Genomic DNA, 24,802 nt, shown 5'->3' with positions numbered 1-24,802 from the left:
AGGATTGAGATCATCCTTACTAAAAATTCCATGGTAGCAAAAACACTTATCTTCTTACTGCTTCTGTGTACTGTTATTACAAGTAGAGCGGATACTATTGATTATTGGCACGTACGATATAATGGTAAACTCATCAGAGAATATAACATACACGAATACGAAAAGATTATTCATATAAAAGCCTTAACGCTAAAAGCTTCTGACAGCATCAGCGTAAATTATAGTAACGACAGGCCATGCAGCAATTGTGAAACCGGACTTATTTTATTAGATGACAGGAAAATAAAGCATAGTATAGTTAAAGGAAACGGGATGTTTAAGCCTTTAACTTTTTCTTTAAAAGATGCTCAAAATATTGGCGGCAAAAGCTTCGATATATACTATTCTGATAGATATAAAACTGATCTATACTTATTCACTATCTATATTGAATAGCAAAACATACGCGTTTAGTTATACAAAACGGGCGCTTTTAGTCTTAGAAAACCGTTTTCAAGCTTGTACAATTTTCCGTTTTCATCAAACAAGTTTAAATCAAATTTTGCCTCTATAAGATATTGCCCCTCTTTGGTTTTTTCTACTTTGGTAACAACAAAGTGTGAATTATTCTGAATGTCCTTTTTAAGGTTTGATCTAACTATTATAGAGAACCCCGGTATTTTACTTATCAATGAACTATTGAGCTTCCTGTCATAAAGCTCTATCGCCACCCCTTCCATGGTGTTCTCTTTATCCAGATCCGCCGCAAAGCCAGTTTCACCGGTTTTAAATAGCTGGCCGTGGTTTTGAAGATATAATAACGTCCCTTTCCTGACCAAATCACTGTCTTTAAACTTTTTAGTAAAGGCTATTTGAAATTGATCACCATAAGGATTTGAATTTAATGTGTAAGAGGCAGCATACAAGGTAGAATCGGGCACACCGTACCAATAAGCGTTCCCTGTTTCGGATGCAAGCTTGCCACCGGGTATTTTCACTTCGGATCTTTTAATGTTTATAGCGTAATTTCCAGATCCAAAGCCAAACCTGTCATTAAACACATAATTTGTTTGGTTAACGGTAAATGAGACACTGTCTTTATAAACAGCAGATACCGGCTTGGGGGTATTAGTATCCAATACAACCTCGTTGCCTTTTTTACATGCCTGCAAAAAGATCCAGCAAAAAACAATTGTAAAGCAAAGTGATAGGTTTTTCATAATAATAAATAGACGTGAGTCAAAAATACTGAAACTTGGACGCTGATTTACGCTAAAGGTTTAATATAATTTGTCCTTTTTCACCCCTTTAAATGTCTTTTTCGCACAACAGTTTAAAACGCAATGTGTTATAACTTGCGGTAACCAACAAATCTGCAAAATGGAAAAACTACATTTTAAAATTTTAATTAACGCGCCACGCGAAAAAGTGTGGAAAACAACACTTGACGACGCAACTTACCGCGAATGGACGTCAGCATTTATGGAAGGATCATACGCTGTTACCGATTGGCAAAAGGGAAGCAAGGCTTTATTTTTAGGTCCCGGAGGTACGGATGGCATGGTATCGCGCATTGAAGAAAACATTCCGAACGAATTTTTATCCATTGAGCATTTGGGCGAAATAAAAGATGGCGTAGAGGATACCACCAGCGACAAGGTTAAACAATGGGCCGGCGCGCACGAAAATTACACGCTAAAAACGGTAAATGGTCAAACAGAATTTTCTGTTGATTGCGATATGGCCGACGATTATGTTGACATGTTTAAAGAGATATGGCCAAAAGCGCTCAATAAATTGAAAGAAATAGCCGAAAGGTAGGCTTAACATAGAACCGTCCCGCCAGTACCGGCGGGACGGCTCTATTACTTTATTTAAGTTTCTATATGGCGCTGTACATTGTCATCGTCATTATCCGTTTTACCCGGAATTTCAATTGGGCCGGGAGCGCCGTATTGTTCGGCACCATCACTGTCAACGGTTCCTTCTGCATGGCCGTTCTCGCCATCTGTGGTAAAATTGCTGTTCTCTGGGTGTTCCTCTGCAGGTTCCGTACGCCCAAAGTAAGCGTTACTATATCCCGCGTTCTGCGATGGATTATTTTTATCATCACCGGCAGGCGTTACATTATTTTCGCCAAAGCTTTCGCCGCCCATAGGTTGCCCTTCACGCACGGGTTTCATTTCGGCATCGCCAAATAAATAGCTGCGCTGCAGGTTTTTTTCTTCTACGCCGGCATCGTCTTTAACTACATAAGCGTTAGGTGTTCCATTATCCGCCGGTTTTTCAATGTGGGCGGTAAGTTCGTTTTGTTCCTGTTGATCCTCAAAATCATTCAGAAACTCGTCGTCTTTATAAATCATATTGTTTTGTTTTTATAGGTATGTAAAACATAAGCAAATGCGCTGCCAATATTTATAAAGCTCCTGTAAAACAATTAACTTGCTTATTCATTTATCCAGATATGATAACAGTAATAGGAATTTTTGCCAACCCTGCCCTTGCAGAACAGGCAGCTGATTATTTATTAGCCAATGAGTTTGAGAACGAAAACATTGACCGCCATACCAACGACCCAACCAGGGCAGAAAGTGACCGCGTGGGCAACTTATTTAGCCACCTGTACGAAAACCAGGACGAGGCTGACCATTATGCCTCATTAGCGCGCTTCGGCACTATTATTAGTGTGCATGCAGCATCAACGCGCGAAGCACAGGAGGCTGTGGATGCGCTTAATAATCATGGCGCTATTAGTGTGGATGCCAACGATACCCGGAGCTTATTGATTGAAAAAATTATAGTACCCGAATTAAGGTTGAGAGGGTAACTCCAAAAAGTTCTGCCGATAAGTATTTCTGGCACTAAACAAAGCGCAGGTTGCACGGTTATATTGCTGCAAATACTTATATCTATTGAAAACACATCAAAATAACACGATAGCCATTATTGGTGGGGGCCCCGGCGGTTTGTTTATGTATAAGCAACTTATTGAGAACGCCACACCCGGACTGGAAGTACATATTTACGAGAAAAATGATTGCCTGGGCTGCGGCATGCCTTACAGCCATGATGGCGCGGCCGATGAGCATATAACCAATGTGTCTGGCAATGAGATCCCGGAATTGGTAACCACCGTACAGGAATGGATAAAAACTGTACCCAAAGACACGCTTGACAAATACAACATAGACCCCGGAAAGTTTAACGAGTATAAAGTACTGCCGAGGCTATTGTTTGGCCAATACCTTAACGCGCAGTTTAAACTGCTGCTTAAACAGGCCCGGCAGCAAAACGTAAACACCCAGATATACTATAACACTTTGGTGCATGATGTTATTGACGCGCCCGACAAAAATGAGGTTGTAGTTGTTACAGATACTGGCGAAAAACATTACAGCCGCGTTGTAATTTGCAGCGGACATGTTTGGGCTAAAAAGTACGAGGATAAAGTACCCGGCTGGTTTGATTCGCCCTACCCGCCGCAAAAAATTGCGCTGCATGCCGATCATACCGTCGCTATAAGGGGAGCTTCGCTTACGGCTATTGATGCTATACGTACACTGGCCCGGCATAACGGGCGTTTTGAAAAAGATGAAAAAGGGATCCTTAAATTTTATGCAAATGAGGAAAGCCCCAATTTTAGCATAGTAATGCACACCCGCAATGGCTTGCTGCCAGCGGTGCGTTTTCATTTAGAAGATAGTCATTTAGGTAAGGATACTGTTTTAAGCGATGAGGAAGTAAGCGCCAATCGCAAAGAAAACGATGGCTTTTTGTCGTTAGATTATGTTTTTGAGCAGAATTTTAAAACACACATCCGCAAAAACGACCCGGAATTTTATAAAAAGATAGCGCAGCTTAATATGGAAGGCTTTGTTGATATGGTGATGACCTATCGTGAAAACCAGGATCCTTTTGATCTGCTTAAAAAAGAGTATGTAGAAGCGCGCGAATCAATTATCCGCCACGAATCTGTTTACTGGAAGGAAATGCTGGCGGTATTAAGCTTCGCCATGAATTATCCGGCCAAGTATTTCTCGGCAGAAGATATGCTGCGCCTGCAAAAAACATTAATGCCGCTGATATCCGTAGTGATAGCTTTTGTACCGCAAAGCTCGGCCGAAGCCTTGATGGCGCTGCATGATGCAGGCAGGCTAACTATGGTAACCGTTGGCGAAGACAGCGAAGTTACGCCGCATAAAGATGGTGGTGCCGTTTACAAATACACCGACGAAAAAGGCCAGGAGCAGGAACATCATTACCCGCTGTTTGTTGATTGTATTGGTCAACCGCATCTGGCATTTAATGATATTCCCTATAAAAGCCTTATTAATGATAATACGGCAAGTGCTGCTACTTTACGCTTTCGCGATGCTGCAGTGGGTAGAAAATTGTTAAACGATGCGGAAAAACCTGTTATAAAAGGCAGCGATGAAGATTATTATTTAGTTGTACCGGGTATGGCTGTAAACGATCATTTTCAGCTTTTGGATAAGTTTAACGCGCTTAACGACAGGATATATGTTATGGCGGTTCCGCTGATAGGTGGTTATAATCCTGACTATTCGGGACTTGATTTTTGTGAAGCGGCGTCGGTCGCTATAATTGAGGCTATCACAGGAAATCAGTTAGCCAAAGCATGCTAATGTAACAATATGGCAGATTTGAAGCTTTTTATGGTTTTATTAGGATCAAAAGCTCCGCAGCGAAATGTTGAGCAGCACGATTTCTTTTTCGGCATTGCTAATGAAATGCATGAGCTAATACCCCGCATGCGCGATTTTTGGCCCGAGGCAGGCAGCAGTCTGCATATTGACGGCTGGCGCGAAATAACGCACGTTGAGGGTTACCGGGTAAGCATTGCGCCTAAATCGGCAGCTCAACCTAACAACAGCAAACGCCTGTTTTTTGTAAACCTGGGCGGCTACATAAGCGGCAAACTGGAAGAACAGCATTACACCTTGCTTACCGTGCAAGACGACCGCAAATGGGCGATAAAAGCAGCCACCACTACAGATTTTTTTAAAAGCAATACTATTAAAGCCATAAAAAGCGCTGCCGCGCATATAGACGAGAAATATGGTATTGATGTAGACGAGATCTACCGGATTGATGATCTGCTGAGCGATGATGATAAAAACAACTACCATATCAACCTTGAACTTAATGCTGAAGGCATAGCTGATGCTATCCAGCTGGGTTATTTAAAGCTGGATAAGGTGTATGTATAACTACATGTTAAAAGTAATTCCACTCCAGAAATCCTTTCCTGTGAATGGTGCGTCTGGTTTATGCATTGGCGGGAATGGGTTTAGCACGGTGATTACCCCTCCCTACACCGAAATGTTATTATTTAAGGAATTTGTCATCTCGACCTAAGGAGAGATCTATACACAAAGCATGTCGCCTATAATGTCATGTATGGATCTCTCACTATCGTTCGAGATGACACTGTTTTTATATTTATTTCCCAAAAGGCACTAACCCATTCAATTGTCTGTAAACCGGGTAATCGGGCAGCGGCATTTTTGATTGGTGAAAGTTTTTACAATAGTAAACCTGCAGGTGCTCCTCTACTACCCCACCGCGAATGATGGGGATATCTGCCAGCCGGGTAATGCTGTCAAAAAATGGGGTGCCGTCCCTGTAAATCGTTTCATCATACGCGTTTGCTTCGCCAATAACAATGGCGTCTTTACCTAATAAAGTCTTCGGGTCTACTAAAAAAGCAAGGTTGCGGGCATCGCGGTTAAAACAGATAATAGGCTTTTTACCTTTTAAGGCCCAATCAACTTTACCGGCCAGCCACCAGCGGCTGCTGCCTGCAAACACTTTATCATTATTTAACCAGCCTTCTTTTTCAAAACGGGTCATTACCTCATCAAAATCAACACCCTGTATAGTAGGATCAACCTTACCCCCTCCCAAACTTGCCACCCATTTAGGGCCGTAGCTTTGCCAAAAACCTGTAACCAGGTGCAAGCCCAATACGGTAATGGTAATTACAGTAAAGTAAATAGAGAAATTGAGCCATCTGCGGGTGAGTATTTTGCGGGCCTCGTTAGCACCCGTTAGCGCCTTATCAATAACGAAACCCAAAGGCATAAACAACATCATGTAACCGGGCGCCTGCCAGTGGAAATGGTATTGCAGATCTGCCCACAGGGTAAGCACCGTAAAAAATACAATGGGCAATACAGCCATCCAAAAGTTAAAGCCATACTCCGGTTTCACCCGCTCTTTCCAGCTTACAAACAGCTGCCTTACGGTCGGGAACCAGATCCAGGGCAGCAACCAGGCGGCCTGCCCCCCTATGCTGCGTAAAAACCAATCTATGTGCCATTTAAAAGCCTGATCGCGGGTACCCGCGCGTTCGCCTTGCCATACAAATGACACCCAATTGTTATTGTAGTTCCACCAAATTACCGGGGCAGCCATTAAAATAGTAATCAATACCGCTAAATACGGCCCCGGATGCGTAAGCCAATGCCGCCTGTCTTTGCGGGTGCACACAAATAAAAATACGCCGGCAAACATAAACAGCACATGGTATTTACTTAAGGTGGCCAGGCCCAAACAGATGCCGGTAAGTAGCCATAAACGGTATATTTTGTTTTTATCAGTTTTAACATCCAGGGGCCTTTCCTCGCCTATACCCATTAGTTTAACCAAATACCAGGTGGCGGCCAACCAAAAAAACATCAGCGGCCCATCAGGCTGGAACCAAACCGCGGTAGCCACAGTAAATACCGCGCTCAAATTCATTACAACAGCAGCCCAAAAACCTGCTTTAGCATTAAATATTTTCTGAGTAATTAAATACAGTAACCAGGTAGTACCCGCAAACAACAAAACGCTTGGAAAACGGATGCCGAAATTGGTAAGGCCGAATAGTTTTATGCTGAGGCCGCCGAACCAAAAGAACAATGGCGGCTGGTCAAAATAGCTCCATTCCAGGTGCAGCGCGCCACGAAAATAGTACGATTCGCCGTTGCCCAGCCCGGTATAGGCGGCTATCAACAGGCGTATAAAAAAGGTAACTATTATTAGCGTTATGGTAAACGAGCGGGCATTTGCTTCCGTTAATTTTTTCATCAACAGCAGGTGTTTTTTGACGGGTGCAAGGTCATGATTTTTTTTTACAAAACCTTAACGCAATTGGGCCCTTACAACTTCAAAATATACGGCAGATAAATAATACTAGCGCATATCACCGCGAAAAAGCAAATTACCAGCACCGCGCCCGATGCCAGATCTTTCGCCTTCCCTATCAGCTCATCCTGTTCTTTAGTAACCCTGTCGGCTAATTTTTCTATAGCGGTATTAAATATCTCTGCCATCCATGCCAGCGCTATTAATATCAAGGTTATAAGCCACTCGGTTGGGTTAACGTGCAGAAGCGCATTTACAACTACGACGGCAATTGCAGCTGCAAGGTGAATGAGCATGTTATTTTCATACCTAAATGCAAATACTATCCCGCGTACGGAATAACGGTAGCTTGATAAATGTCGCCTTATCCTATTCATTATATTTACAATCTATTTAAAAACGTGAGCCAAATAGACAATGCCATAACTTACTAAACATACCGTGGTTTTAAAGTTAAACTGTTTTAAAATATTTTGTTGCTGATAAGTACCGCTAATACGATAGGCACCTAATATCCAAAACAGGAGTGAAACGGCAATGTCCATCAAATCAAACCGGCCGTTGGTAATATGAAGCAGTTGAAACAGCTCTAAACCAACAGAGAAAATTAAAGGGATATACAGGCAATCCATCTGCCACCCGGCCAGCCTGATATAGTAATGCCTGGAAGTGAGCGTAATGCAAAACACCCATAAGCCTTCGGGTAAAGAGTACACAATAACATCATTTAACGACAAGGCGTGGCTAATAATTGCCTTTAACCTTGTGTAGGTACCGGGCGAGATGAGATAAATAAGCAAGCGGTTAACCAGCGTGTGGTCTGTTCTGTAAAACAGGTAGATAAAAAGACTGATAAAAAGTGCTATCAGGATAAGTATGTATTTCCTTTTCATCTTTTTTGGTAGATCAGCAGTTTAAAATAGGATGCCGCGCCAAAGTTCAGGTGCTTAAGTAGTGTGAAATTTTTGATGGCCGCTATTTGATGGATATGAAAAACCGACCTGAAATGCAGCATTTTTGAAACCTGCTGAAAAGCGCCATCAATATAACCCAACCAGTTAGGCGGCGTAAAATGATTAAGAATAAACAACTGCCCGTGTGGTTTTAATACCCGCCACACTTGGTTAAGTAATTGCTCCGGATGATCTACAACCGCGATAACATGGGAAAGCACCACATAATCAAATTTTTCATCTTCAAATAATAGGCTCTCCCCGTTCATCTCTAAAAGCTGGATCCTTTCGTTACAATGCTTTCGGGCAGCATTAAGCATTGCCGCCGACGTGTCTATCCCAATTACCCTATGCTTTTTATACAACCCGAAATGGGAGCCGTTACCAACACCAATCTCCAGCAAATGGCCATCAGGTAAGCTATTGATGTGGGCAAACAACACCTTTTTCTGCGATTTAAGGAACACATCCACAAGTGGATAGAAGAACGAGAATTTGTTATAAAAGGAGTCGGTTTGTTTACTCATCGAAAAATAATTTTACCCGAATAATAAGACAAAAGTATTATTTTACTTTTAATTTCAAAGTACTTTCAAATAAAATAGGACGAAAGTTAAATCTATTGTTAATCACATAGATCAGTCGCCACTAACCGCAGGTAAACAATCCCGCTTTACTCCTGTTTAACCAACATGCCCACAACACAATCCGCAGATTGGCGCTACCGCCTGCACGAGATCATATACGAATCAAATACCCGGGCAGGCAAGGCTTTTGACGTCGGCCTCCTCATCGCTATTTTTACCAGCATCCTTGTGGTAATGCTGGATAGCGTGGAGAGTCTGCACAGACCCTGCGCCACGCTTTTTAACAGGCTGGAATGGTTTTACACTTTCTTATTTACAATTGAGTATATTCTGCGATTGGTGAGCATCCGTAAGCCTTGGCGCTATGTTTTTAGTGTTTTGGGTTTGATAGACCTTATAGCCCTTATCCCCTCCTATCTCAGTCTGATATTTCCGGGCGCGCAGGCCTTGCTGGTGTTCAGGGCGCTGCGCCTGTTAAGGGTATTTCGCATATTCAAGCTGGCGGAGTTTCTTACCGAGATAGACTTTCTGACCACAGCACTGAAAGGCAGCCTGCGCAAGATCAGTATTTTCCTGCTTACTGTACTAACGCTCACCGTAATACTAGGTTCTATTATGTACCTGGTTGAAAAACGGGAGAACGGATTCTCCAATATCCCCGAAAGTATTTACTGGGCCATTGTTACTATCACCACCGTGGGCTATGGCGATATCTCGCCGGTTACCCCTATGGGTAAGTTTGTGGCTTCGGTTGTTATGCTGATAGGTTATGCCATTATCGCGGTGCCTACCGGTATTATTACGCACGATATAGCCATGGCCGCGCGAAAACGGAAGGAGTTACCGGAATCTTGCCTGAACTGTGGCCGCGAAGGGCATGAAAGTGACGCGCTTTTTTGCAAGCACTGCGGCGCATCGTTATTTGTAGGGAGATAGCAATTGTTATTGATTGCCTTTTGATACGGGCAGTATGAAATAGAAAGTTGAGCCTTTATCCAACTCGCTTTGTACATCTATCTTCCCTTTGTGGTGGTTAATTATCTCTGTAGAGATGTAAAGCCCCATGCCCAGTCCGCTGGCGCTAAAAGTTTTATCCTCTACCCGGTAAAAACGCTCAAAGATCTTTTCGCGTTGCTCTGTAGACAGTCCAATGCCCTCATCAGTTACCGATACACGTACGTTACCGTCAACAACTTTTCCTTCTATAGTTATCTGGCTGCCTGCTTTTGAGTATTTAGCCGCGTTGCTTACCAGATTGTTCAAAACCTGTTCCAGGCGTTCAGCGTTGCCGTAAACCGGCAGGTCGGGCGCTACGTTATGGTTGATTATGTAATCGGGGTACATTTGGATGGCGCTGTCAACCCCTGCGTTTACCATTTCGGCCAGATTTACATTAGCCATCATGTATTCTAACCTACCGGCTTGGATCTTGCTAACATCCAGCAAATCGTTTATCAGATGCTGCAGTTTGTTAATGGCGATGTTAGCTTTTGCTATGTATAGTTTAATCGGTTGCGGCACCTCTTCCTTCTTGTACATACCCATCAGTTGTATGTAGCCCTTTAAACTTGTAAGCGGCGTTTTCAGTTCGTGACTGGCAATCCCAATAAACTCATCTTTTTTATCCATGGCCTGCTTCTGCTCCTCAATATCGGTAGCAGAACCAACCCAAAACAGGATCTCTCCATTTTCATCTTGCAGTGGGATACCCCGGTTAAGGTGCCAGCGATAGGTACCATCGGCTTTTTTATAGCGATTTTCAAACTCAAAAACATTACCACTTCGCAGAGCGCCGTAATAGTGTTTTTCTGTAAGTTTTAGGTCCTGCGGATGAACGAAAGACCGGAAACTGTTATTTTCACCCGGTCCGGGCGTACTGCCGGTATAGGTGTACCAGCGCTTATTTAAAAACGTTATTTCACCATCAGGCAGATTTGTCCAGGTCATTTGAGGGATATTGTCCATCAACAACTTCAAATATTCCCTACTGATAGTCAGGTCTTTAGTTCTTACCTTAACAGTTTCTTCTAACTCATCGTTTAGTTTTTGCGTTAACTGTTGCGCCACTTCCAGTTGATCAAACTGCATCTCCAATTGCAGCTGATTTTCTTTCTGTATAGATAGATCGGTCGCGATGATGCTTAGCGCCGTCCCGCCGTCAAAATCCATTGCATTGCATGATAGCAGGCAAGGAATGTTATTGTCATCAGTACCTATCAGCACTTCTACTTTACAGCCTTTTTCCCAGCTTCCGGTTAAAATTTCAAGGAAAACAGCCTTATCTCCGGCCACGAAATCAGCAAAGTTAAAGCCAATAACCTTTTCTAACGGCTTACTCACTAACGTAGCAAAACGGGAGTTACTGTATAATATTAGCCCCTCGCGGTTTAATGTTACCGCGCCTTCATTCATTTGTTCAACAAAAACACGATAGGTTTGATCGGCGCTTTTTAAGGTGTATAGCTGTGGGCCGCCATCTCCGTCTTTTACAATTAGCGCGTCAACCTGTCCGTTGCGGATGGCATCAATCGCGTCACTTGCTTCTTCTAACTGCCATCGTAACTCCTTGTTCTCGTTCAGCAGCTGTTGGTAGGTGGGTTGCTGTTCCATGGGTTGCTCAAGGGGTTAAACTAAAATATCTAAATAGTTTTTGCGTGTCAGACATATCGCCTACTAATCGCCTTTTTGTTTCTGTGCCGTTTGTTATTAGTAAAGGCAGGGCTATTATTTGTTCTGTTTGTGCCACAGCAGGTTGCTGGTAAACGTCAATAACTTCAAGCGAGTAATTACCCGGCAGGTTATTTTCGCAAAAGGCTGTCAGGTTGTCAACCGCGCGCGTAGAATTAGGGGACGCCCCCGTTATAAATAAACGTAGTTGATACCTTATCTCGCCCTCGTTTTGGCTGCTATCTTCCTGTAACCACTGTTCTGTCTTCATCGGCTATGCAGGGCGAATATTCAACCCTACTAAAACTTTTTCTTCGTTAGATAGATCACCGATGATCTTACGTATCGGTTCCGGCACCTTTCTAACTAATGTTGGTATTGCAAATATCTGATCGCCCTCTGCCAGTTGCGGCTTCTCAAGCAGATCTATCACCTCTATAACATATTGTCCTTTTAAATGTTCTTCGCAATATTTTTGAAGATTAGCCAGCGCCGTAACAGATTTAATTGTTTTACCGGCAACATACAAACGCAGTTCCCAGGCTTTTTTTGATTTTGAGGGTGTCATTATTTCTTGCCTTTCTTTTTAGCGGGGGCTGCTTTCGCATCATCATCTATGCGTTCGCGTCGCATATTCGTTAACTCTTTACGGTTTTGCTCCAGGATACTTTTTTTCAATTCGTCTTCCAGGTAAATTTTATTCAGCTCTTCTTCAACAGATTCAAATTCGGCTTGCAAGCTTGATATCTTTGATTCTAATACCTTACGCTTGCGCAGCACCTCTCTGTCCTTTCTGTCAAGCGCATAGTCTCGTATGGCACGGCCCGCATATTCTTTAAGTTGTTCCGCTTCGCGCGCGGCCCCCGTTAATACACCATCAGGCCCTAAATAAACATCAACAAGGCTAAGGCCATTATCTGTTATTATAAATTCCCTAACCTGGTTAGAGTGTTTCATTCCACGCGATTTCATTACATACATACCCCGGTTGCGTTCGCCGTTGTACTCTATATCGCGCACCAGCAACCAGGCATCCACCAATGATGATACGCCCTCATCCGTTTGCTCGCTTACAATAGTATTTAATGCCAAAGCCGTAAACACCACCGTAATTTGCTCTTCCATTAAAAAGTCTATCAGGCGTACTAACATTGATTTAACTTCGCCGATAGAGCCAATGGTTATCAAATTAGTAATAGGGTCTAACACTACGGTGTGCGGCTTAAACTTGCGAATATGCTTGTGCATAGCCACCAGGTGCATTTCAAGCCCGTAAAGTGTTGGCCGCGATGCGTGAAAATGCAGCAGCCCGTTATCTAAATACCGCTGAACATTTAGGCCTATGGAACTCATATTCCTGACGATCTGTTTAGGCGACTCCTCAAACGAGAAATAAATACAGCGCTCACCCCTTTTGCAACTTTCAGCAGCGAAATAAGCGGCAATACTGGTTTTACCGGTACCTGCCGTGCCTGATACTAAAATGCTGCTTCCCTTGTAGAAACCTTTACCTCCCAACATCTCGTCTAAACCTGCAATACCGGTTGAAATACGCTCGGTCAGCACTTCTTTAGTCAGATGTAAGGATGTTACCGGTAATACCGAAATACCTTCCTCGTCAATTAGAAAAGGGTATTCGTTGGTGCCATGTACGGTACCACGATATTTTACAATACGAAGGCGGCGTGTTGATATCTGATCTATAACACGATGATCTAAAAAGATCACACAGTCTGATATATACTCCTCTAACCCATACCGGGTTAGCCTACCCTCGCCCCTTTCGCCGGTTATTACGGCTGTTACACCTTTCTCTTTAAGCCAATGGAATAATCTGCTTAATTCTGCACGCAGAATACGCTCGTTGCTCAGGCCCGAAAAAAGATTCTCAATAGTATCCAGTACCACACGCTTAGCACCAATGCTGTCAATAGCATGGCCCAACCGTATAAATAAGCCTTCCAGGTCATACTCGCCTGTTTCTTCAATCTCAACACGCTCAATATGAACGTGGTCTACCCTTACTTTTTTATCCGCTTGTAATTTTTTCAGATCAAAGCCTAATGACGCGACGTTGGTTGCTAATTCACTCGCCTTTTCTTCAAAAGCCATAAATACGCCCGGCTCGCCAAATTCTGTAGCCCCGCGTACTATAAACTCCATAGAAAGCAGCGTTTTACCACTTCCCGCGTCGCCACATATTAGGGTGGGTCTTCCCGTTGGGAACCCACCGCCTGTTATTTCATCTAACCCGATAATACCTGTGGCCGACTTTGGCAGTGCTTGCAATGGTGTAGGTGAAACTTTTTTTGAGGTTTTACTCATTCTTTATTTCTTAGAACTATAAAAACAGCGTTTTATTCAACAAATAATCAATAAAATAACTTTAAACAACATACGTAAAATTACGCTCAGGAGTTTTAATATACATAGTCAACTCCGCTAAATATGTTGCCGAAAAAAGCCATTTATCAACGGCTTGGACTATAAACAACAACTCGAATAATATTGTTTTTTTTTCGTATTGAAAAATATACAGAACAATGGAAGATGTAATTAACGTGGGCTTAAAGGAGGAGTGTTTGAAGAAAACTACATGGTTTTTAACTGTAAGAAAACCAACATACCCCGCATAAAACCGTTTGCCTTAGCGTTTCGATTCTTTATGTACGGTGATCTTTAGGTTTTCAGGCGGACACGGGTTACTACGCAGATGTGCAACGCGCTGTTGGCCGGTGTAGTTGCTGTTTATCCATGTTTTTATATCCGTACGCTCTAAAATAGCCGGCATGCGGTCGTGAACGTCAGTCATCGCCGCGTTGGGCGGCATAGTTATCATAGCGAAGGTTGGCAGCAACACACCGGTTTTAATGTCAAACCAAATATCCCAAATACCTGCAATGTAAAACGGTTGTCCGTCTGCACGCTCAATACGATAGGTGCGCTCCTGCTCTTTGTTGTATTCAAAAAAAGCCTGTATGCGTACAACACAATGTTTACGGCCTATCAATTCTTTCCACTGCGGCACTAAAAACAGTGATTCAATACGTGCGTGTTTACTTTTGCTATGAATACGATCATCATCAAGCGACAATAATCCCCATCGAAACTGCTGCACTCTATCCGGCGCGGCATCAGTCACTACAGGCAACATAGAGCCCGGGTTGCCGCTGCCATTGTTTTTAGCTGTATACGATCCCCCGTCACGGGTAATGATCTTAACATCTTTTTGTTCGCCTATTTCAACATGTCCGCACATAATCCAACAGAATTTAATTCAAAGCTAATATTTTTAGCAATTAATTACAGGTTTTAAAACTTAAAGCTATTTAGTTACAACTATTTCTTTCCAGTTAGTGGTGTACTGTTGGCTTAAAAACTCCTGTTTCATTACCCATTTACGGTCAAAACCCTCTGCTGCCAGGCGTAGGGTTCCACGGCCATACCGTTTGTTCAAATCGTCAATTAAACTTGCAAGTTTCTGCTCCCGGCTGTGTTCGTAACCCGCGAACAGGTTATACTGCACCTCGCCTTCGGGGATAATACCGGTGGCACGCACGCCGGTTTTAAGATAATTATAACCAGATTGCCATATTGCCCGGATGGCCTGAACGGCTACCCTGGTAAGCTGATGCGTACTATTTGCGGCAAAAGGAACTTTTACCGTAATGCTTGGATAATGCTGGTCGTGCTTAACGTTGTGTTTATTGGTGCGAATATAAACGGTTAATGTTACAGCCATGCTTTTTTGCTGCCTGAGCTTAAGAGCTACCGTTGCGGCGTGCATAGCAACTGCTTCCTCAATAGCCTCCAGATTGGTTTGGTAGGTGTTAAAACTCTGACTGCTCTCAATTCCTTTTGATCTGTCAGCCACATCACGAATAATATTGCAGGGCTTACCCCAAAGCTCCTGGTGCAGCCGCCAGCCTTGCACCGTCATGTGCTGACGTACAAAATCTGATTTTAATTCTCTAAAATCATGAGCCGTTTTAATACCATACGCTACCAGTTTATTATAGTAAGCTATCCCAACGCCCCATACATCTTCTATGGGGAAGTTTTTAATTGTATTATCAATCTTCTCAGCAGTATCTAACACCAGATAAGCCCTTTTTAGCTTTTTAGCAGCCTTATTTGCCAATTTAGCTAATGCCATGGTAGGGCCTACACCTATGGTAATGGGCAAGCCCGTATCACGCATAACATTACGGCTGATCATGCATGCATGTTTTTCAAGATCAAGGCCTGTAATATCGCCTAACGCCATAAAGGCTTCATCAATGCTGTACACCATCAATGTATAGGTATACCGTGAAAGGTTATTCATCAGGCGCGCGCTCATATCTGCATACAACGGATAATTACTGCTGAATATAACCGCGTTATTTTCCTTGAGATGTTTGCGCACCATAAATTCGGCGTCGGCCATTTTTATGCCAAGAGCTTTCGCTTCGTTGCTTCGGGCTATTACGCAGCCGTCATTATTAGATAGTACCACTACTACCCTGCCCTCCAGTTCAGGTCTGAAAAGCCGCTCGCAGCTTACGTAGCAGTTATTAATATCAACATGCGCAAACATTAGCATACCTCCCAATACGGTGTTGAGGCTGCAACACAGGGTTAAGCGTAAGAGTAACAACTCCCCAACAGGCAAAATGATTCCCTTGCTCAATACTTATGTCATCACCTGCAGTGTTACCCTTCAATACTAATCTCCCTGTCTGGGGCATATACACTCTCGTGTAAAAATGGCCTTCGTAAAAAAATACAACTATGCTACCGGTAACTGGCGTAAGTGAGCGGTCTATAACTAATATATGGTCGTTAAGAATATGATAGCTTGTCATGGCTGTACTACCCATGCGCATAAAGAACGTATTGTCCGGGTCTATAACAATTATCTCACTCACGTCCAGTTCCGGCTCTTCATAAGTCAACATCGGCAACCTGAAACCTAATACATCTCTTTTCTGACGATGTTTTCTTATCTTTAACATACTATATTTACTAATATTATTAGCAAATATAGTATGATTTATTAACCCTGCCTTAAATAGTCTTTTTTTGGTTGTGTAGCATAAGGTGGCTGATCGTTTTTTCGGCCTTACATCTATGTGCTAAGTAAAAACAATTCAAGCATTTACATGTTTAAACAACTATATGTCTGCGCATTGTAATATTGAATAATTAAATTACATGTTTAAACATATATTATTTACATTTGTTCTATCATTTAAAATTAAAACTCTATTACAATGGCAACAATAACAAAATGGGTATTAGACCCCATGCACTCAGAAGTACAATTTAAGGTAAAACACCTGGTTATATCAACCGTTACCGGTTCGTTCAAAAAGTTTGAAGGTACCTTGGAAACAGATAATGACGATTTTACCGGCGCTGATATCAATATCAGTTTAGACGTTAACAGCATTGATACCAACCAGGATCAACGCGACGGACACCTAAAAGGCGCTGACTTTTTCGACGCTGAAAAATATCCGGCTATAACTTTCAAATCAAAATCTTTTGAGAAAGACGGCGGTGATTATACGCTTAAAGGCGATTTAACTATAAAAGGCGTTACCAAACCTGTTACCCTTGCTGCCGAGTACGGTGGTGTTGCAACAGATTTTTATGGTAACACAAAAGCAGGTTTTGATGTTACGGGCAAAATTAACCGTAAAGAATTTGGCCTTACCTGGGATGGCATAACCGAAGCCGGTTCTGTTGTGGTAAGCGACGAGGTTAAACTAATATTTAACGTTCAGTTTGCAAAGCAAGCTTAAGCAGAGATTAGTGATTGGTTGATTAGTGATTAGTTAGAGAATCCCGTTCATTCCGGGATAGTGAGGGTGATAACAGAAAAGCCATCTGCAAATGCAGATGGCTTTGTTTTTTAAATCCTACCCTGTTTTGAATGGCCGGCTAACCGGTGCAAACAAGAAGATCAATAGTTACCTGGATATTTTTACTCTTACAGCGGTTGGCCCTTTTTGTCCGGGCTCCACTTCAAACGTTACTTTGTTGTTTTCCTTAATAGGTTCGCTAAGGCTATTGGCGTGCACAAAAATGCTTTCCTGGGTTTGCATGTCCTTAATAAAGCCATAACCTTTGGCCTCGTTAAAAAATGCCACTATACCAGTACGTACAATATCCTCAACAATGTTTTCCTGTTTAGGAACAGCTATTTGTATATCCTGAGAGTTTACCTTCAATTTACGCGATGGATCCGGAGGGGTTGACGTGATGTTGCCATATTCATCAATATAGGCCATCATATCTTCCAGGCTTTTTCCCTTGGTGGCGCTTGCCTTACGGTCCAGTGCCTTCTCCTTTTTATCCTGCGATTTTTTCTGACGTTTTTTTTCCCGTTCTTTTTTATTGAATGTTTCTGTTGATCTGGCCAAGGTGATTACGCTAATTTAACTTTAACCGCGCTCGGACCTTTTTTGCCGTCTTCAACTTCGTAGGTAACTGAATCGCCTTCGCGAATCTCGTCAATTAAACCTGTTACGTGTGCAAATACTTCTTTGCCGCCACCATCAGGAACGATGAAGCCAAAGCCTTTAGAAGTGTTAAAAAATTTTACTGTACCTGTTGCCATGATTGTTTTTAAAAATGTTAAGCGTGCAAGATACGGTAAATTTGTATTAATAGGCAAATAGTTATACATATTACCAAATTAATCCGCGTTTTGCGTGCTTTTACTAATGAAACTCCTTGATTTGGGTCATGTTAAGCATCTCTGTGGAAAGCTTATCGGCGTTACTTTTTGTGCCCGATACTTCTAAAACGGCGCAAAGCACCTTATCAGCCTTAAAAATTTGCAGGCGCTTGCTGTGTAAATGCAGGTCTTTTATTTTTTCTTCTACCTGGCTAAGCTGCTGCAGGTCGTACCCGTCAAAGGTTATGTTAATTATCTTACTTTTCTTTAGGTTACCTATCAGCCCTTCCACCTTATTCACCATTACCAACACTATCCAGGTTATAATTGTAAACACAATGGCCAGCGAATAGTAACCTATCCCCGCCGTCATGCCAATAGCGGCCGATGTCCATATAACGGCAGCAGTGGTTAAACCCAGCACAGACATTTTATCCTTAAAAATAACACCCGCGCCTATAAAACCTATGCCGGTTATAATATTGGCCGATATCCGGTCGTCTGCACCAACGCCGTGTTTTGATACAATGGTAAAAATGGTTGAGCCTAATGTAATAAGCATAATGGTTCGAAAGCCTGTCGATTTGTTTTTATACTCCCGCTCAAACCCGATAATGCCCCCGCAAATAATTGAGGTGATGATACTGAAAATGTCTTTTAACTCTATACCAAAATCCATGCACAGTAAACGCATTTATTAATATTGTGTTTAGTTTAAATTAAACGTGCGTAAACAAGCCCCAAAACCGTACGGTAATTGTTCGTTATTGATGCAATTTATTTTTTACCATATCCTTATATTTTGCTGTATATCAATTAATTAGTAATTTGGTGTAACCTTTGCCTGCTATAAAGCGTCATATAAGGCATAAACCAAAGCATCATGAAAAAATTTCTCAGTTTTTTATTAGCAGCAGCGCTAAGTACAGCCGCTTATGCGCAAACAGATAACACGCCGTATTTAACAAAAACTTTTAACAGCGCGTCTGTTCAAAACGTTTTAGCACGCACATCGGGCGGCAGCATAACCGTTAACGGCGTTGCAGCCGGCGAGGCACGCGTTGAGGTTTACATTAAAGGCCAAAACAACAAAACCCTGAGCAAAGCGGAAATTGAAGAGCGCCTGGCCGAAGATTATACCCTTAATGTTTCTGCCGCTAACGGACAGCTAAGCGCTACCGCTACCCAAAAAGATAAATTTTTTAACTGGAAAAACGGCTTAAGCATCTCGTTTAAAATATATGTGCCAAAAAACGTATCAACCAAATTAAATACCAGCGGCGGCAGTATAGTAATGGCCGATTTGAACGGCAGCCACGATTTTTCAACCAGCGGCGGCAGTTTAAAACTTGACCAGCTAAGCGGCAATATAAACGGACACACCAGCGGCGGTAGCATCAGCATAGCAAATTCAAAAAGCCAGATAACGCTTAGAACCAGCGGCGGTAGCATTAAGGCTCAAAACTGCAACGGTAATATCAACCTGTCTACTTCGGGCGGCTCTTTAAGCTTAACCGATCTGGGTGGCACCATTGAGGCCAATACAAGCGGCGGTTCTGTTAGCGCCAATAATATAACCGGCGAACTCACCACCCATACCAGCGGGGGCAGCATGGCCCTGCAGAATATATCAGGCAGTTTAGATGCATCAACCAATGGCGGCAGCATAAACGCCAGCATTACCAAGGTGGGTAAATATTTAACTTTGGATAACTCCGGCGGCAGTATCAACTTAAGTATGCCCAACCAGGGCCTTAACCTTAAACTACGTGCTCAGCGCATAAAAATAAACCAGCTAAGCAACTTTAACGGCAGCAAAGACGATGATAAAGTTGATGGTACCGTTAATGGCGGTGGCGCACCGGTAAAGGTGAGTACCAATGGCAGTATTACGGTTAATTTTGGGTGATAAGATTAGTTATTAAAGATTGAAGATTGGCGCTTAGCCAATCTGTAAACAGCCTCTGGTACGGTTATAAAGCCGGCAGGGGCTGTTTTGTTTATCAGCCTGCCACAAACGGCTAAACAAACGTTAAAACAATGCTATAATATGCTTGTTATGCCTACCAATCATCTTAAAAGCTTACGTTTGTACCTTAATATTTAACATGGCAGAAAAAGAACTGTTGCTTCCTGAAAATGAGACGGAAAGGCTTATCGCCCTTGAATCTTATCATATTATGGATAGCGGAGAGGAACAGGATTTTGATGCCATTGCTTCTATAGCCTCGGCCATATGCCAAACACCTATATCTCTGATTACTTTTATTGATGGTCAACGCCAATGGTTCAAATCGCATATTGGTACGGACTTAACCGAAAACTTTCGTGATCTGTCTTTTTGCACACACACAATAGCTGGCACAGGTGATCTGCTTATAGTGCCCGATGCTACACAGGACGAGCGTTTTGCAGACAACCCCGTTGTATCTGAGGCTAATGTAACTTTTTATGCAGGCGTACCGCTGGTTAATGAGGATGGTTACGCTTTAGGCACACTTTGCGTTATGGATCTGCAAAGTCATAATTTTACTGAGATGCAGACCAACGCTTTAAAAGCATTGGGCAAGCAGGTGGTTGATAAAATAGAGTTACGCCGTAAAGTACTTAACCTGGAAAAATCAAACCAGGACCTGTTGAATGCCAACGTGCTTATTCAAAAGTTTGCATCTATGGCCGCGCATGACATTAAGAACCCATTGAGCAGTATTAAACTAACCTCGCAGGCGCTTAAAATGCGGCACGAAAAATTGCAGGATGATGGTTGCCTGCGCCTGGTTAACATGAATATTACCGCGACGGATAATTTGCTTACACTGGTTGACGAGATGCTGGCATACTCTAAAAACCCCACCCTGCTACTGCAAAAGAAACAGCAGTTTGAACTGAACGGGCTTTTACAAAAAGTGTTAGGCCTTTTAACCGTGCCGGAAGATGTGCAGGTTGAATTACCGCCTAACAGAAACATTATCCACTACTCCGTTATAGCGTTTGAGCAAATTATTATTAATCTGCTAAGTAATGCCATCAGGTATAACGACAAGGAAAACCCGATGATCCGGATAGCCTTTGCAGAAGACGAGCATTTTTATCATCTGGAAATAAAGGATAATGGCATAGGCATTGCCGAAGAACTGCAGGAGCGGATCTTTGAAAATAACTTTACCATAAATGCAAAAGACCGGTTTAAAACCCAGGGCTCTGGCATAGGGCTATCAACCGTAAAAGACCTGCTGCGTTTATTAAACAGCGAAATAACTGTAAAGTCAGCGTATGGCGAGGGTAGTGTTTTCACTGTCAGGCTTAAAAAATAGGCTAACCTCCATTCTACAACCATTAATTCCTCTGCAGACGTGCTTCGAACCCGAAATACCAAGTTTTAAAATCTGCCTTATTCGTCAGTAGGGTTGTGGGATATACCCGTAACTTTAGCCTCCCAAGGCTTATGAAAAATCCTAAACAACAACACAGGATCTGGGAAATGGTATTAATTGCCCTAATACTGGCTCTTATTATCTATTTTACATTGGTGAAACCGCTGCCTATGAGGTGGATGTAAGCGGGGATAACGATCAAATTCAAAATAAACGAGCGTCTATGGCAAGGACATTTTCGCTCCCTATAGCTTGAGGATTGATTCGTTCCAGCAAAGCCAAGAGGGAAACAACTAATCACCAATCAACCAACTTACTTCACCCCTAACTTCACCCCCACAAAAGCCGCCTTTTTAATATAGTTCTTATCAAACAACAAAGGCACATCAGGATTAGCGGCGGTATTGATCCAACTGTCGCTATCGGCTACGCCCCAAACCGTAACGCCATAACGCTGCGCTGCGGGTACATTGGTTATGTACGATTGTATAACATATTTATACATATCTGCCTGGGCCGCCAGCGTTATGGCGTCGGCTGTGAACGAGCCTGATTTAGCGGTGTTAGCTGCTACGTCCATTTCAGAGATCTTGATCTTTAAACCTGTTGAGGCCAACTTTTGGAACGAATAGTCAATATTGCTTTTATTACTGTTAACGCTGATATGCATTTGGGTGCCTATGCCGTCTACCAGCGCCGCGCCGTCCTTATTGATAAAGTTAACCAGGGCCACCAGCGAGTCGGTTTTGGTACGCGAATAATCAAGGTTATAATCATTAATAAACCTCAGCACACTTGCATTGGCTTGCTTGGCATATTTAAAGGCTTTTAGAACATAATTATCCTGATCGTATTTAACACCCAGGTACTTCCCGTAAAAAAACTGATTGCTCCCCGCACCTGAGTTAGCATCTGTGCGCATTGCGGCGTTGCCATCAGCAATAACTTCGTTCACCACATCCCAGGCGTTTATTTTGCCGGCATAATGGTTTATGCTGGTGGTTATGTAACGCTTCATTTCGTTATCAATAACGGCAGCTGCCTGCGCGGCTGTGGCAGGTGCCGCCCCTGAGCCGGGTGTTCCCTGGCTTGGGTCGCTGGCAGTAATATTATCAATGGTATACGTACCCGCGTTAGGGAAATTTAACCTTATAGTAGCTGCCGCTTCGGCAACGGATAAGGAGAAAGTATATGTAGCCCAGCTGGTTGTAGGTGTTATATCATAAGCCAGGTAATTGCCGTTTTGTACCACTACCCTCACCTTACCACCCGCTGCAGCGGCTTTAATATCTATAGAGAAATTAATGGTACGGGCCGGTGGGGCGCTTGGCACACTAACTACCGGACCAATGGCCTGCACATCATACCCATTTACGCCGGGTGTGGTGACAGTTACCTGCAACGCGCGGCTTGAACTATTACCGGTAGCCTCTGCATAGGTTGCTGCAGCGGTGCCACCCACCAAAGTTTGCCAATTGGTAAATGTACTGCCTGTGCCCAGTTGAAAATCGCCGTTTGAGCTGGCTAATAAATTTGGTCCGGGTGTGCCCCCTACTCCCGGGTTTCCGGCGGCGGTAATAAGGCCGTTAAGGTAGGCGGCATTTTGCTGCGAGTGCCATACCAGCGTATGCCCAAACACCTGTAAACCGTTAGTATTGCAAACATTATATAAAGCATCGGCCGTGCTGTAATCATAGCTGCCATCGCTTTTTACTATTGATCCTTCTTTTAACTCGTTACCAAAAGTAACCACATCGCCATGTCGCTTTACGGTATTGCGGTAATCGGCGTTATTGGCCATCAAATTATAGGTTACCGCAAAACCCATGGCACCAAATTTTGACGCGGTTAATGCTTTAAGTACCCCGGCAGTGTCTGTATAACCGGGAATAAGCGTTGTGGTAGTGGTGGTAACAGGTGGTGCTGGCGTTGGATTATCGGTGTTTCCTTTTTTACAAGAGGTAGCAAATAGTACAGCCGCAGCCAAGCAGCACATTTTTAGTACAGATGTGTTCATACAATTGGTTTTGCCCGGAAAGCCGGGCGCTGTTTATAATCGGGTAGATAAATGTAATCAGTATGTTACACAACTGCAAGTTATATGCAAATGCAATACTGTTGGTTACAAGTAACGAGGCACTTAGAATTATGTGCCGGGATAATTAGCGATCTCACTACCCCTGTGTTATCCTCAATTATTACAACAAAAAGTGTTGCAGACGAGCGTCAAAAATCATCAATTTTCAATTAGCTGGTAAACAAGTATTTAAAACTATTTTACAGCTAATTTTCCTGACGAATATGTCTGTTGCAAAGTGTTGCATGTTTAAACATAAATAATTGATAAAAAACTTATAGTCAACTATTTACAAAAAACACTGTTGCAAACTGTTGCAATGTGTTGCATATATTCCTGCAACACGCCCGTTACCTTATATCTCCTATATCCCCCTCCAATCACTAACTAAATTGTGATAAGCGTTTCGGGTCCTGCCAATTATGTTAATTTGCTAACTTCGATCAATTGTAACCCTAAAATTAAATCTGTTATGAAAGCTGCCTGGACATGCGCTGCTCTTTTTATAGCTGCCTTAAGTACAAATGCTCAAACCAAAACCTATTTGTGGCCCGGTGCAGTACCCGGCGAAACAGAAGCCAAACACGAGCCTGTTTTATCTGCCAACCAATCAGGCAACGTTAAGCGAACAACCAATGTAACCAACCCGGCAATTTTAGCTTTTCAGCCACAGCCATCGTTAAACAACGGCTACTCTGTAGTGGTTTGCCCGGGCGGTGGATACGAAACCCTGGCTACAGATAAAGAGGGATCAGAAATAGCGCAATGGTTCAATAAAATGGGCTATACGGCTTTTGTTTTAGAGTATAGAACCCCACAAAAGCGTTTAGGCGCTTTGCAGGATCTGGAGCGTGCCATGCGCGTAATAAAAAGTAATGCCGCCAAATGGAAAATTGATCCTGATAAACTAGGCGTTATCGGCTTCTCGGCCGGGGCGGATATGGCTGCCAAATTAAGTACACAGTACGATAAGAATGCCTATACCCCGGCAGATGACCTGGACAAACTACCCATTAAACCGGCATTTGCCATGATAATTTACCCCGGCTACCTAAACGACGGCCCCAACAGAACACTAACCCCGGAGTTAAGTAAAATGGACGCCAATACCCCTACCACATTTGTTTTTCAGGCTGCTGATGATGGTAGCGGCGGCAGCTCTGTAACCTACGCTTTAGCATTGCAAAAAGCCAAGGCCCCGGTTGAGTTTCATTTGGTACCCAAGGGTGGCCACGGCTATGGCCTGCGCGCCGGAAACCCCGCCGCCGAGGTATGGCCCACTTACGCCGAGGCCTGGTTAAAGGCTAACGTGTTGGTTAAAAAGTAATAAATCCCTTAAATAAAAA

The 24,802-nt window shown here is 43.0% G+C and carries 27 protein-coding genes; 10 read left to right on the top strand and 17 right to left on the bottom strand.

Annotated features, from left to right (window positions below):
- The first annotated feature begins 30 nt into the window (after positions 1 to 30).
- Entirely contained in the window at positions 31 to 435 is a 405-nt protein-coding gene (locus tag ACFQZS_RS01785) for a hypothetical protein (protein ID WP_377096731.1), read from the top strand.
- A gap of 14 nt (positions 436 to 449) precedes the next feature.
- On the opposite strand, the gene ACFQZS_RS01780 is transcribed toward ACFQZS_RS01785, so the two are convergent.
- Positions 450 to 1,199 (bottom strand): hypothetical protein, encoded by a 750-nt coding sequence (locus ACFQZS_RS01780; RefSeq protein ID WP_377096729.1) that lies wholly within the window; start codon positions 1,197 to 1,199, stop codon positions 450 to 452.
- A 160-nt stretch (positions 1,200 to 1,359) separates the two neighbouring features.
- Here ACFQZS_RS01780 and ACFQZS_RS01775 point away from each other — a divergent pair, with 160 nt between their 5' ends.
- Positions 1,360 to 1,800 carry an SRPBCC family protein gene (locus tag ACFQZS_RS01775; protein WP_377096728.1) on the top strand — a complete coding sequence of 147 codons (441 nt, stop codon included), beginning with the start codon at positions 1,360 to 1,362 and terminating at the stop codon, positions 1,798 to 1,800.
- 53 nt (positions 1,801 to 1,853) lie between these two features.
- Here ACFQZS_RS01775 and ACFQZS_RS01770 read toward each other — a convergent pair whose 3' ends face one another.
- Positions 1,854 to 2,342: a hypothetical protein gene (locus tag ACFQZS_RS01770; RefSeq protein ID WP_377096726.1), complete on the bottom strand. Its 489-nt coding sequence runs from the start codon at positions 2,340 to 2,342 to the stop codon at positions 1,854 to 1,856.
- Between the two features lie 101 nt (positions 2,343 to 2,443).
- Here ACFQZS_RS01770 and ACFQZS_RS01765 point away from each other — a divergent pair, with 101 nt between their 5' ends.
- The 3 genes from ACFQZS_RS01765 (at position 2,444) to ACFQZS_RS01755 (ending at position 5,210) form a co-directional block, all read left to right on the top strand.
- Positions 2,444 to 2,806 carry a hypothetical protein gene (locus ACFQZS_RS01765; protein ID WP_377096724.1) on the top strand — a complete coding sequence of 121 codons (363 nt, stop codon included), beginning with the start codon at positions 2,444 to 2,446 and terminating at the stop codon, positions 2,804 to 2,806.
- Between the two features lie 85 nt (positions 2,807 to 2,891).
- Positions 2,892 to 4,625, top strand: a complete 1,734-nt coding sequence (locus ACFQZS_RS01760) for an FAD/NAD(P)-binding protein (protein ID WP_377096722.1) — start codon at positions 2,892 to 2,894, stop codon at positions 4,623 to 4,625.
- 9 nt (positions 4,626 to 4,634) lie between these two features.
- Positions 4,635 to 5,210 (top strand): DUF1543 domain-containing protein, encoded by a 576-nt coding sequence (locus ACFQZS_RS01755; protein ID WP_377096721.1) that lies wholly within the window; start codon positions 4,635 to 4,637, stop codon positions 5,208 to 5,210.
- 232 nt (positions 5,211 to 5,442) lie between these two features.
- Here the strand turns inward: ACFQZS_RS01755 and ACFQZS_RS01750 are convergent, their stop codons facing one another.
- The 4 genes from ACFQZS_RS01750 to ACFQZS_RS01735 form a co-directional block, all read right to left on the bottom strand.
- Positions 5,443 to 7,074 (bottom strand): ArnT family glycosyltransferase, encoded by a 1,632-nt coding sequence (locus ACFQZS_RS01750; RefSeq protein WP_377096719.1) that lies wholly within the window; start codon positions 7,072 to 7,074, stop codon positions 5,443 to 5,445.
- Positions 7,075 to 7,145: 71 nt separating this feature from the next.
- Positions 7,146 to 7,508 carry a diacylglycerol kinase gene (locus tag ACFQZS_RS01745; RefSeq protein ID WP_377096717.1) on the bottom strand — a complete coding sequence of 121 codons (363 nt, stop codon included), beginning with the start codon at positions 7,506 to 7,508 and terminating at the stop codon, positions 7,146 to 7,148.
- Between the two features lie 12 nt (positions 7,509 to 7,520).
- Positions 7,521 to 8,024, bottom strand: a complete 504-nt coding sequence (locus ACFQZS_RS01740) for a hypothetical protein (protein WP_377096716.1) — start codon at positions 8,022 to 8,024, stop codon at positions 7,521 to 7,523.
- On the bottom strand, positions 8,021 to 8,611 hold the full coding sequence (locus ACFQZS_RS01735) for a class I SAM-dependent methyltransferase (protein WP_377096715.1): 591 nt from the start codon (positions 8,609 to 8,611) through the stop codon (positions 8,021 to 8,023). Before ACFQZS_RS01735 ends, ACFQZS_RS01740 begins: the two co-directional genes overlap by 4 nt.
- A gap of 165 nt (positions 8,612 to 8,776) precedes the next feature.
- On the opposite strand from ACFQZS_RS01735, the gene ACFQZS_RS01730 reads away from it, so the two are divergent.
- The gene (locus ACFQZS_RS01730) at positions 8,777 to 9,607 is read left to right on the top strand and encodes an ion transporter (protein WP_377096713.1); all 831 of its coding nucleotides are present in this window, start codon (positions 8,777 to 8,779) and stop codon (positions 9,605 to 9,607) included.
- Between the two features lie 6 nt (positions 9,608 to 9,613).
- Here ACFQZS_RS01730 and ACFQZS_RS01725 read toward each other — a convergent pair whose 3' ends face one another.
- The 7 genes from ACFQZS_RS01725 to ACFQZS_RS01695 all read right to left on the bottom strand — a co-directional run bounded on the left by ACFQZS_RS01725 (position 9,614) and on the right by ACFQZS_RS01695 (position 16,335).
- Positions 9,614 to 11,281: a PAS domain-containing sensor histidine kinase gene (locus ACFQZS_RS01725; RefSeq protein WP_377096711.1), complete on the bottom strand. Its 1,668-nt coding sequence runs from the start codon at positions 11,279 to 11,281 to the stop codon at positions 9,614 to 9,616.
- A 7-nt stretch (positions 11,282 to 11,288) separates the two neighbouring features.
- Positions 11,289 to 11,609, bottom strand: coding sequence for a circadian clock KaiB family protein (locus ACFQZS_RS01720; RefSeq protein ID WP_377096709.1), 321 nt, complete (start codon positions 11,607 to 11,609; stop codon positions 11,289 to 11,291).
- Positions 11,610 to 11,612: 3 nt separating this feature from the next.
- On the bottom strand, positions 11,613 to 11,906 hold the full coding sequence (locus ACFQZS_RS01715; protein WP_377096707.1) for a circadian clock KaiB family protein: 294 nt from the start codon (positions 11,904 to 11,906) through the stop codon (positions 11,613 to 11,615).
- Positions 11,906 to 13,663 carry a circadian clock protein KaiC gene (kaiC, locus tag ACFQZS_RS01710; protein WP_377096706.1) on the bottom strand — a complete coding sequence of 586 codons (1,758 nt, stop codon included), beginning with the start codon at positions 13,661 to 13,663 and terminating at the stop codon, positions 11,906 to 11,908. The genes ACFQZS_RS01715 and kaiC overlap by 1 nt, the downstream gene beginning before the upstream one ends.
- A gap of 322 nt (positions 13,664 to 13,985) precedes the next feature.
- Positions 13,986 to 14,597 (bottom strand): SOS response-associated peptidase family protein, encoded by a 612-nt coding sequence (locus tag ACFQZS_RS01705; RefSeq protein ID WP_377096704.1) that lies wholly within the window; start codon positions 14,595 to 14,597, stop codon positions 13,986 to 13,988.
- Positions 14,598 to 14,663: 66 nt separating this feature from the next.
- Positions 14,664 to 15,923 (bottom strand): Y-family DNA polymerase, encoded by a 1,260-nt coding sequence (locus tag ACFQZS_RS01700; protein WP_377096702.1) that lies wholly within the window; start codon positions 15,921 to 15,923, stop codon positions 14,664 to 14,666.
- On the bottom strand, positions 15,901 to 16,335 hold the full coding sequence (locus ACFQZS_RS01695) for a LexA family protein (RefSeq protein WP_377096700.1): 435 nt from the start codon (positions 16,333 to 16,335) through the stop codon (positions 15,901 to 15,903). Before ACFQZS_RS01695 ends, ACFQZS_RS01700 begins: the two co-directional genes overlap by 23 nt.
- A 258-nt stretch (positions 16,336 to 16,593) precedes the next feature.
- On the opposite strand from ACFQZS_RS01695, the gene ACFQZS_RS01690 reads away from it, so the two are divergent.
- On the top strand, positions 16,594 to 17,127 hold the full coding sequence (locus ACFQZS_RS01690; protein WP_377096699.1) for a YceI family protein: 534 nt from the start codon (positions 16,594 to 16,596) through the stop codon (positions 17,125 to 17,127).
- A 168-nt stretch (positions 17,128 to 17,295) separates the two neighbouring features.
- On the opposite strand, the gene ACFQZS_RS01685 is transcribed toward ACFQZS_RS01690, so the two are convergent.
- The 3 genes from ACFQZS_RS01685 to ACFQZS_RS01675 form a co-directional block, all read right to left on the bottom strand.
- Positions 17,296 to 17,748 (bottom strand): cold-shock protein, encoded by a 453-nt coding sequence (locus ACFQZS_RS01685; RefSeq protein ID WP_377096697.1) that lies wholly within the window; start codon positions 17,746 to 17,748, stop codon positions 17,296 to 17,298.
- A gap of 5 nt (positions 17,749 to 17,753) precedes the next feature.
- Positions 17,754 to 17,945: a cold-shock protein gene (locus tag ACFQZS_RS01680; RefSeq protein WP_377096695.1), complete on the bottom strand. Its 192-nt coding sequence runs from the start codon at positions 17,943 to 17,945 to the stop codon at positions 17,754 to 17,756.
- Between the two features lie 103 nt (positions 17,946 to 18,048).
- On the bottom strand, positions 18,049 to 18,699 hold the full coding sequence (locus tag ACFQZS_RS01675) for an MgtC/SapB family protein (protein WP_377096693.1): 651 nt from the start codon (positions 18,697 to 18,699) through the stop codon (positions 18,049 to 18,051).
- Between the two features lie 189 nt (positions 18,700 to 18,888).
- Between ACFQZS_RS01675 and ACFQZS_RS01670 the strand changes: the two genes are divergently transcribed.
- The gene (locus ACFQZS_RS01670) at positions 18,889 to 19,914 is read left to right on the top strand and encodes a hypothetical protein (protein ID WP_377096692.1); all 1,026 of its coding nucleotides are present in this window, start codon (positions 18,889 to 18,891) and stop codon (positions 19,912 to 19,914) included.
- Between the two features lie 199 nt (positions 19,915 to 20,113).
- Complete coding sequence (locus ACFQZS_RS01665; RefSeq protein ID WP_377096690.1) at positions 20,114 to 21,319, top strand: GAF domain-containing sensor histidine kinase; 1,206 nt, start codon at positions 20,114 to 20,116, stop codon at positions 21,317 to 21,319.
- 373 nt (positions 21,320 to 21,692) lie between these two features.
- Here the strand turns inward: ACFQZS_RS01665 and ACFQZS_RS01660 are convergent, their stop codons facing one another.
- Positions 21,693 to 23,396: an endo-1,4-beta-xylanase gene (locus ACFQZS_RS01660; protein ID WP_377096688.1), complete on the bottom strand. Its 1,704-nt coding sequence runs from the start codon at positions 23,394 to 23,396 to the stop codon at positions 21,693 to 21,695.
- Between the two features lie 532 nt (positions 23,397 to 23,928).
- Here ACFQZS_RS01660 and ACFQZS_RS01655 point away from each other — a divergent pair.
- On the top strand, positions 23,929 to 24,783 hold the full coding sequence (locus ACFQZS_RS01655; protein WP_377096687.1) for an alpha/beta hydrolase: 855 nt from the start codon (positions 23,929 to 23,931) through the stop codon (positions 24,781 to 24,783).
- The last annotated feature ends 19 nt before the right edge of the window (positions 24,784 to 24,802 follow it).

It is taken from the genome of Mucilaginibacter calamicampi, assembly GCF_042676765.1.
In the GTDB taxonomy this organism is placed as follows: Bacteria; Bacteroidota; Bacteroidia; order Sphingobacteriales; family Sphingobacteriaceae; genus Mucilaginibacter; species Mucilaginibacter calamicampi.
This window is presented reverse-complemented; position numbering and strand designations above follow the sequence as displayed.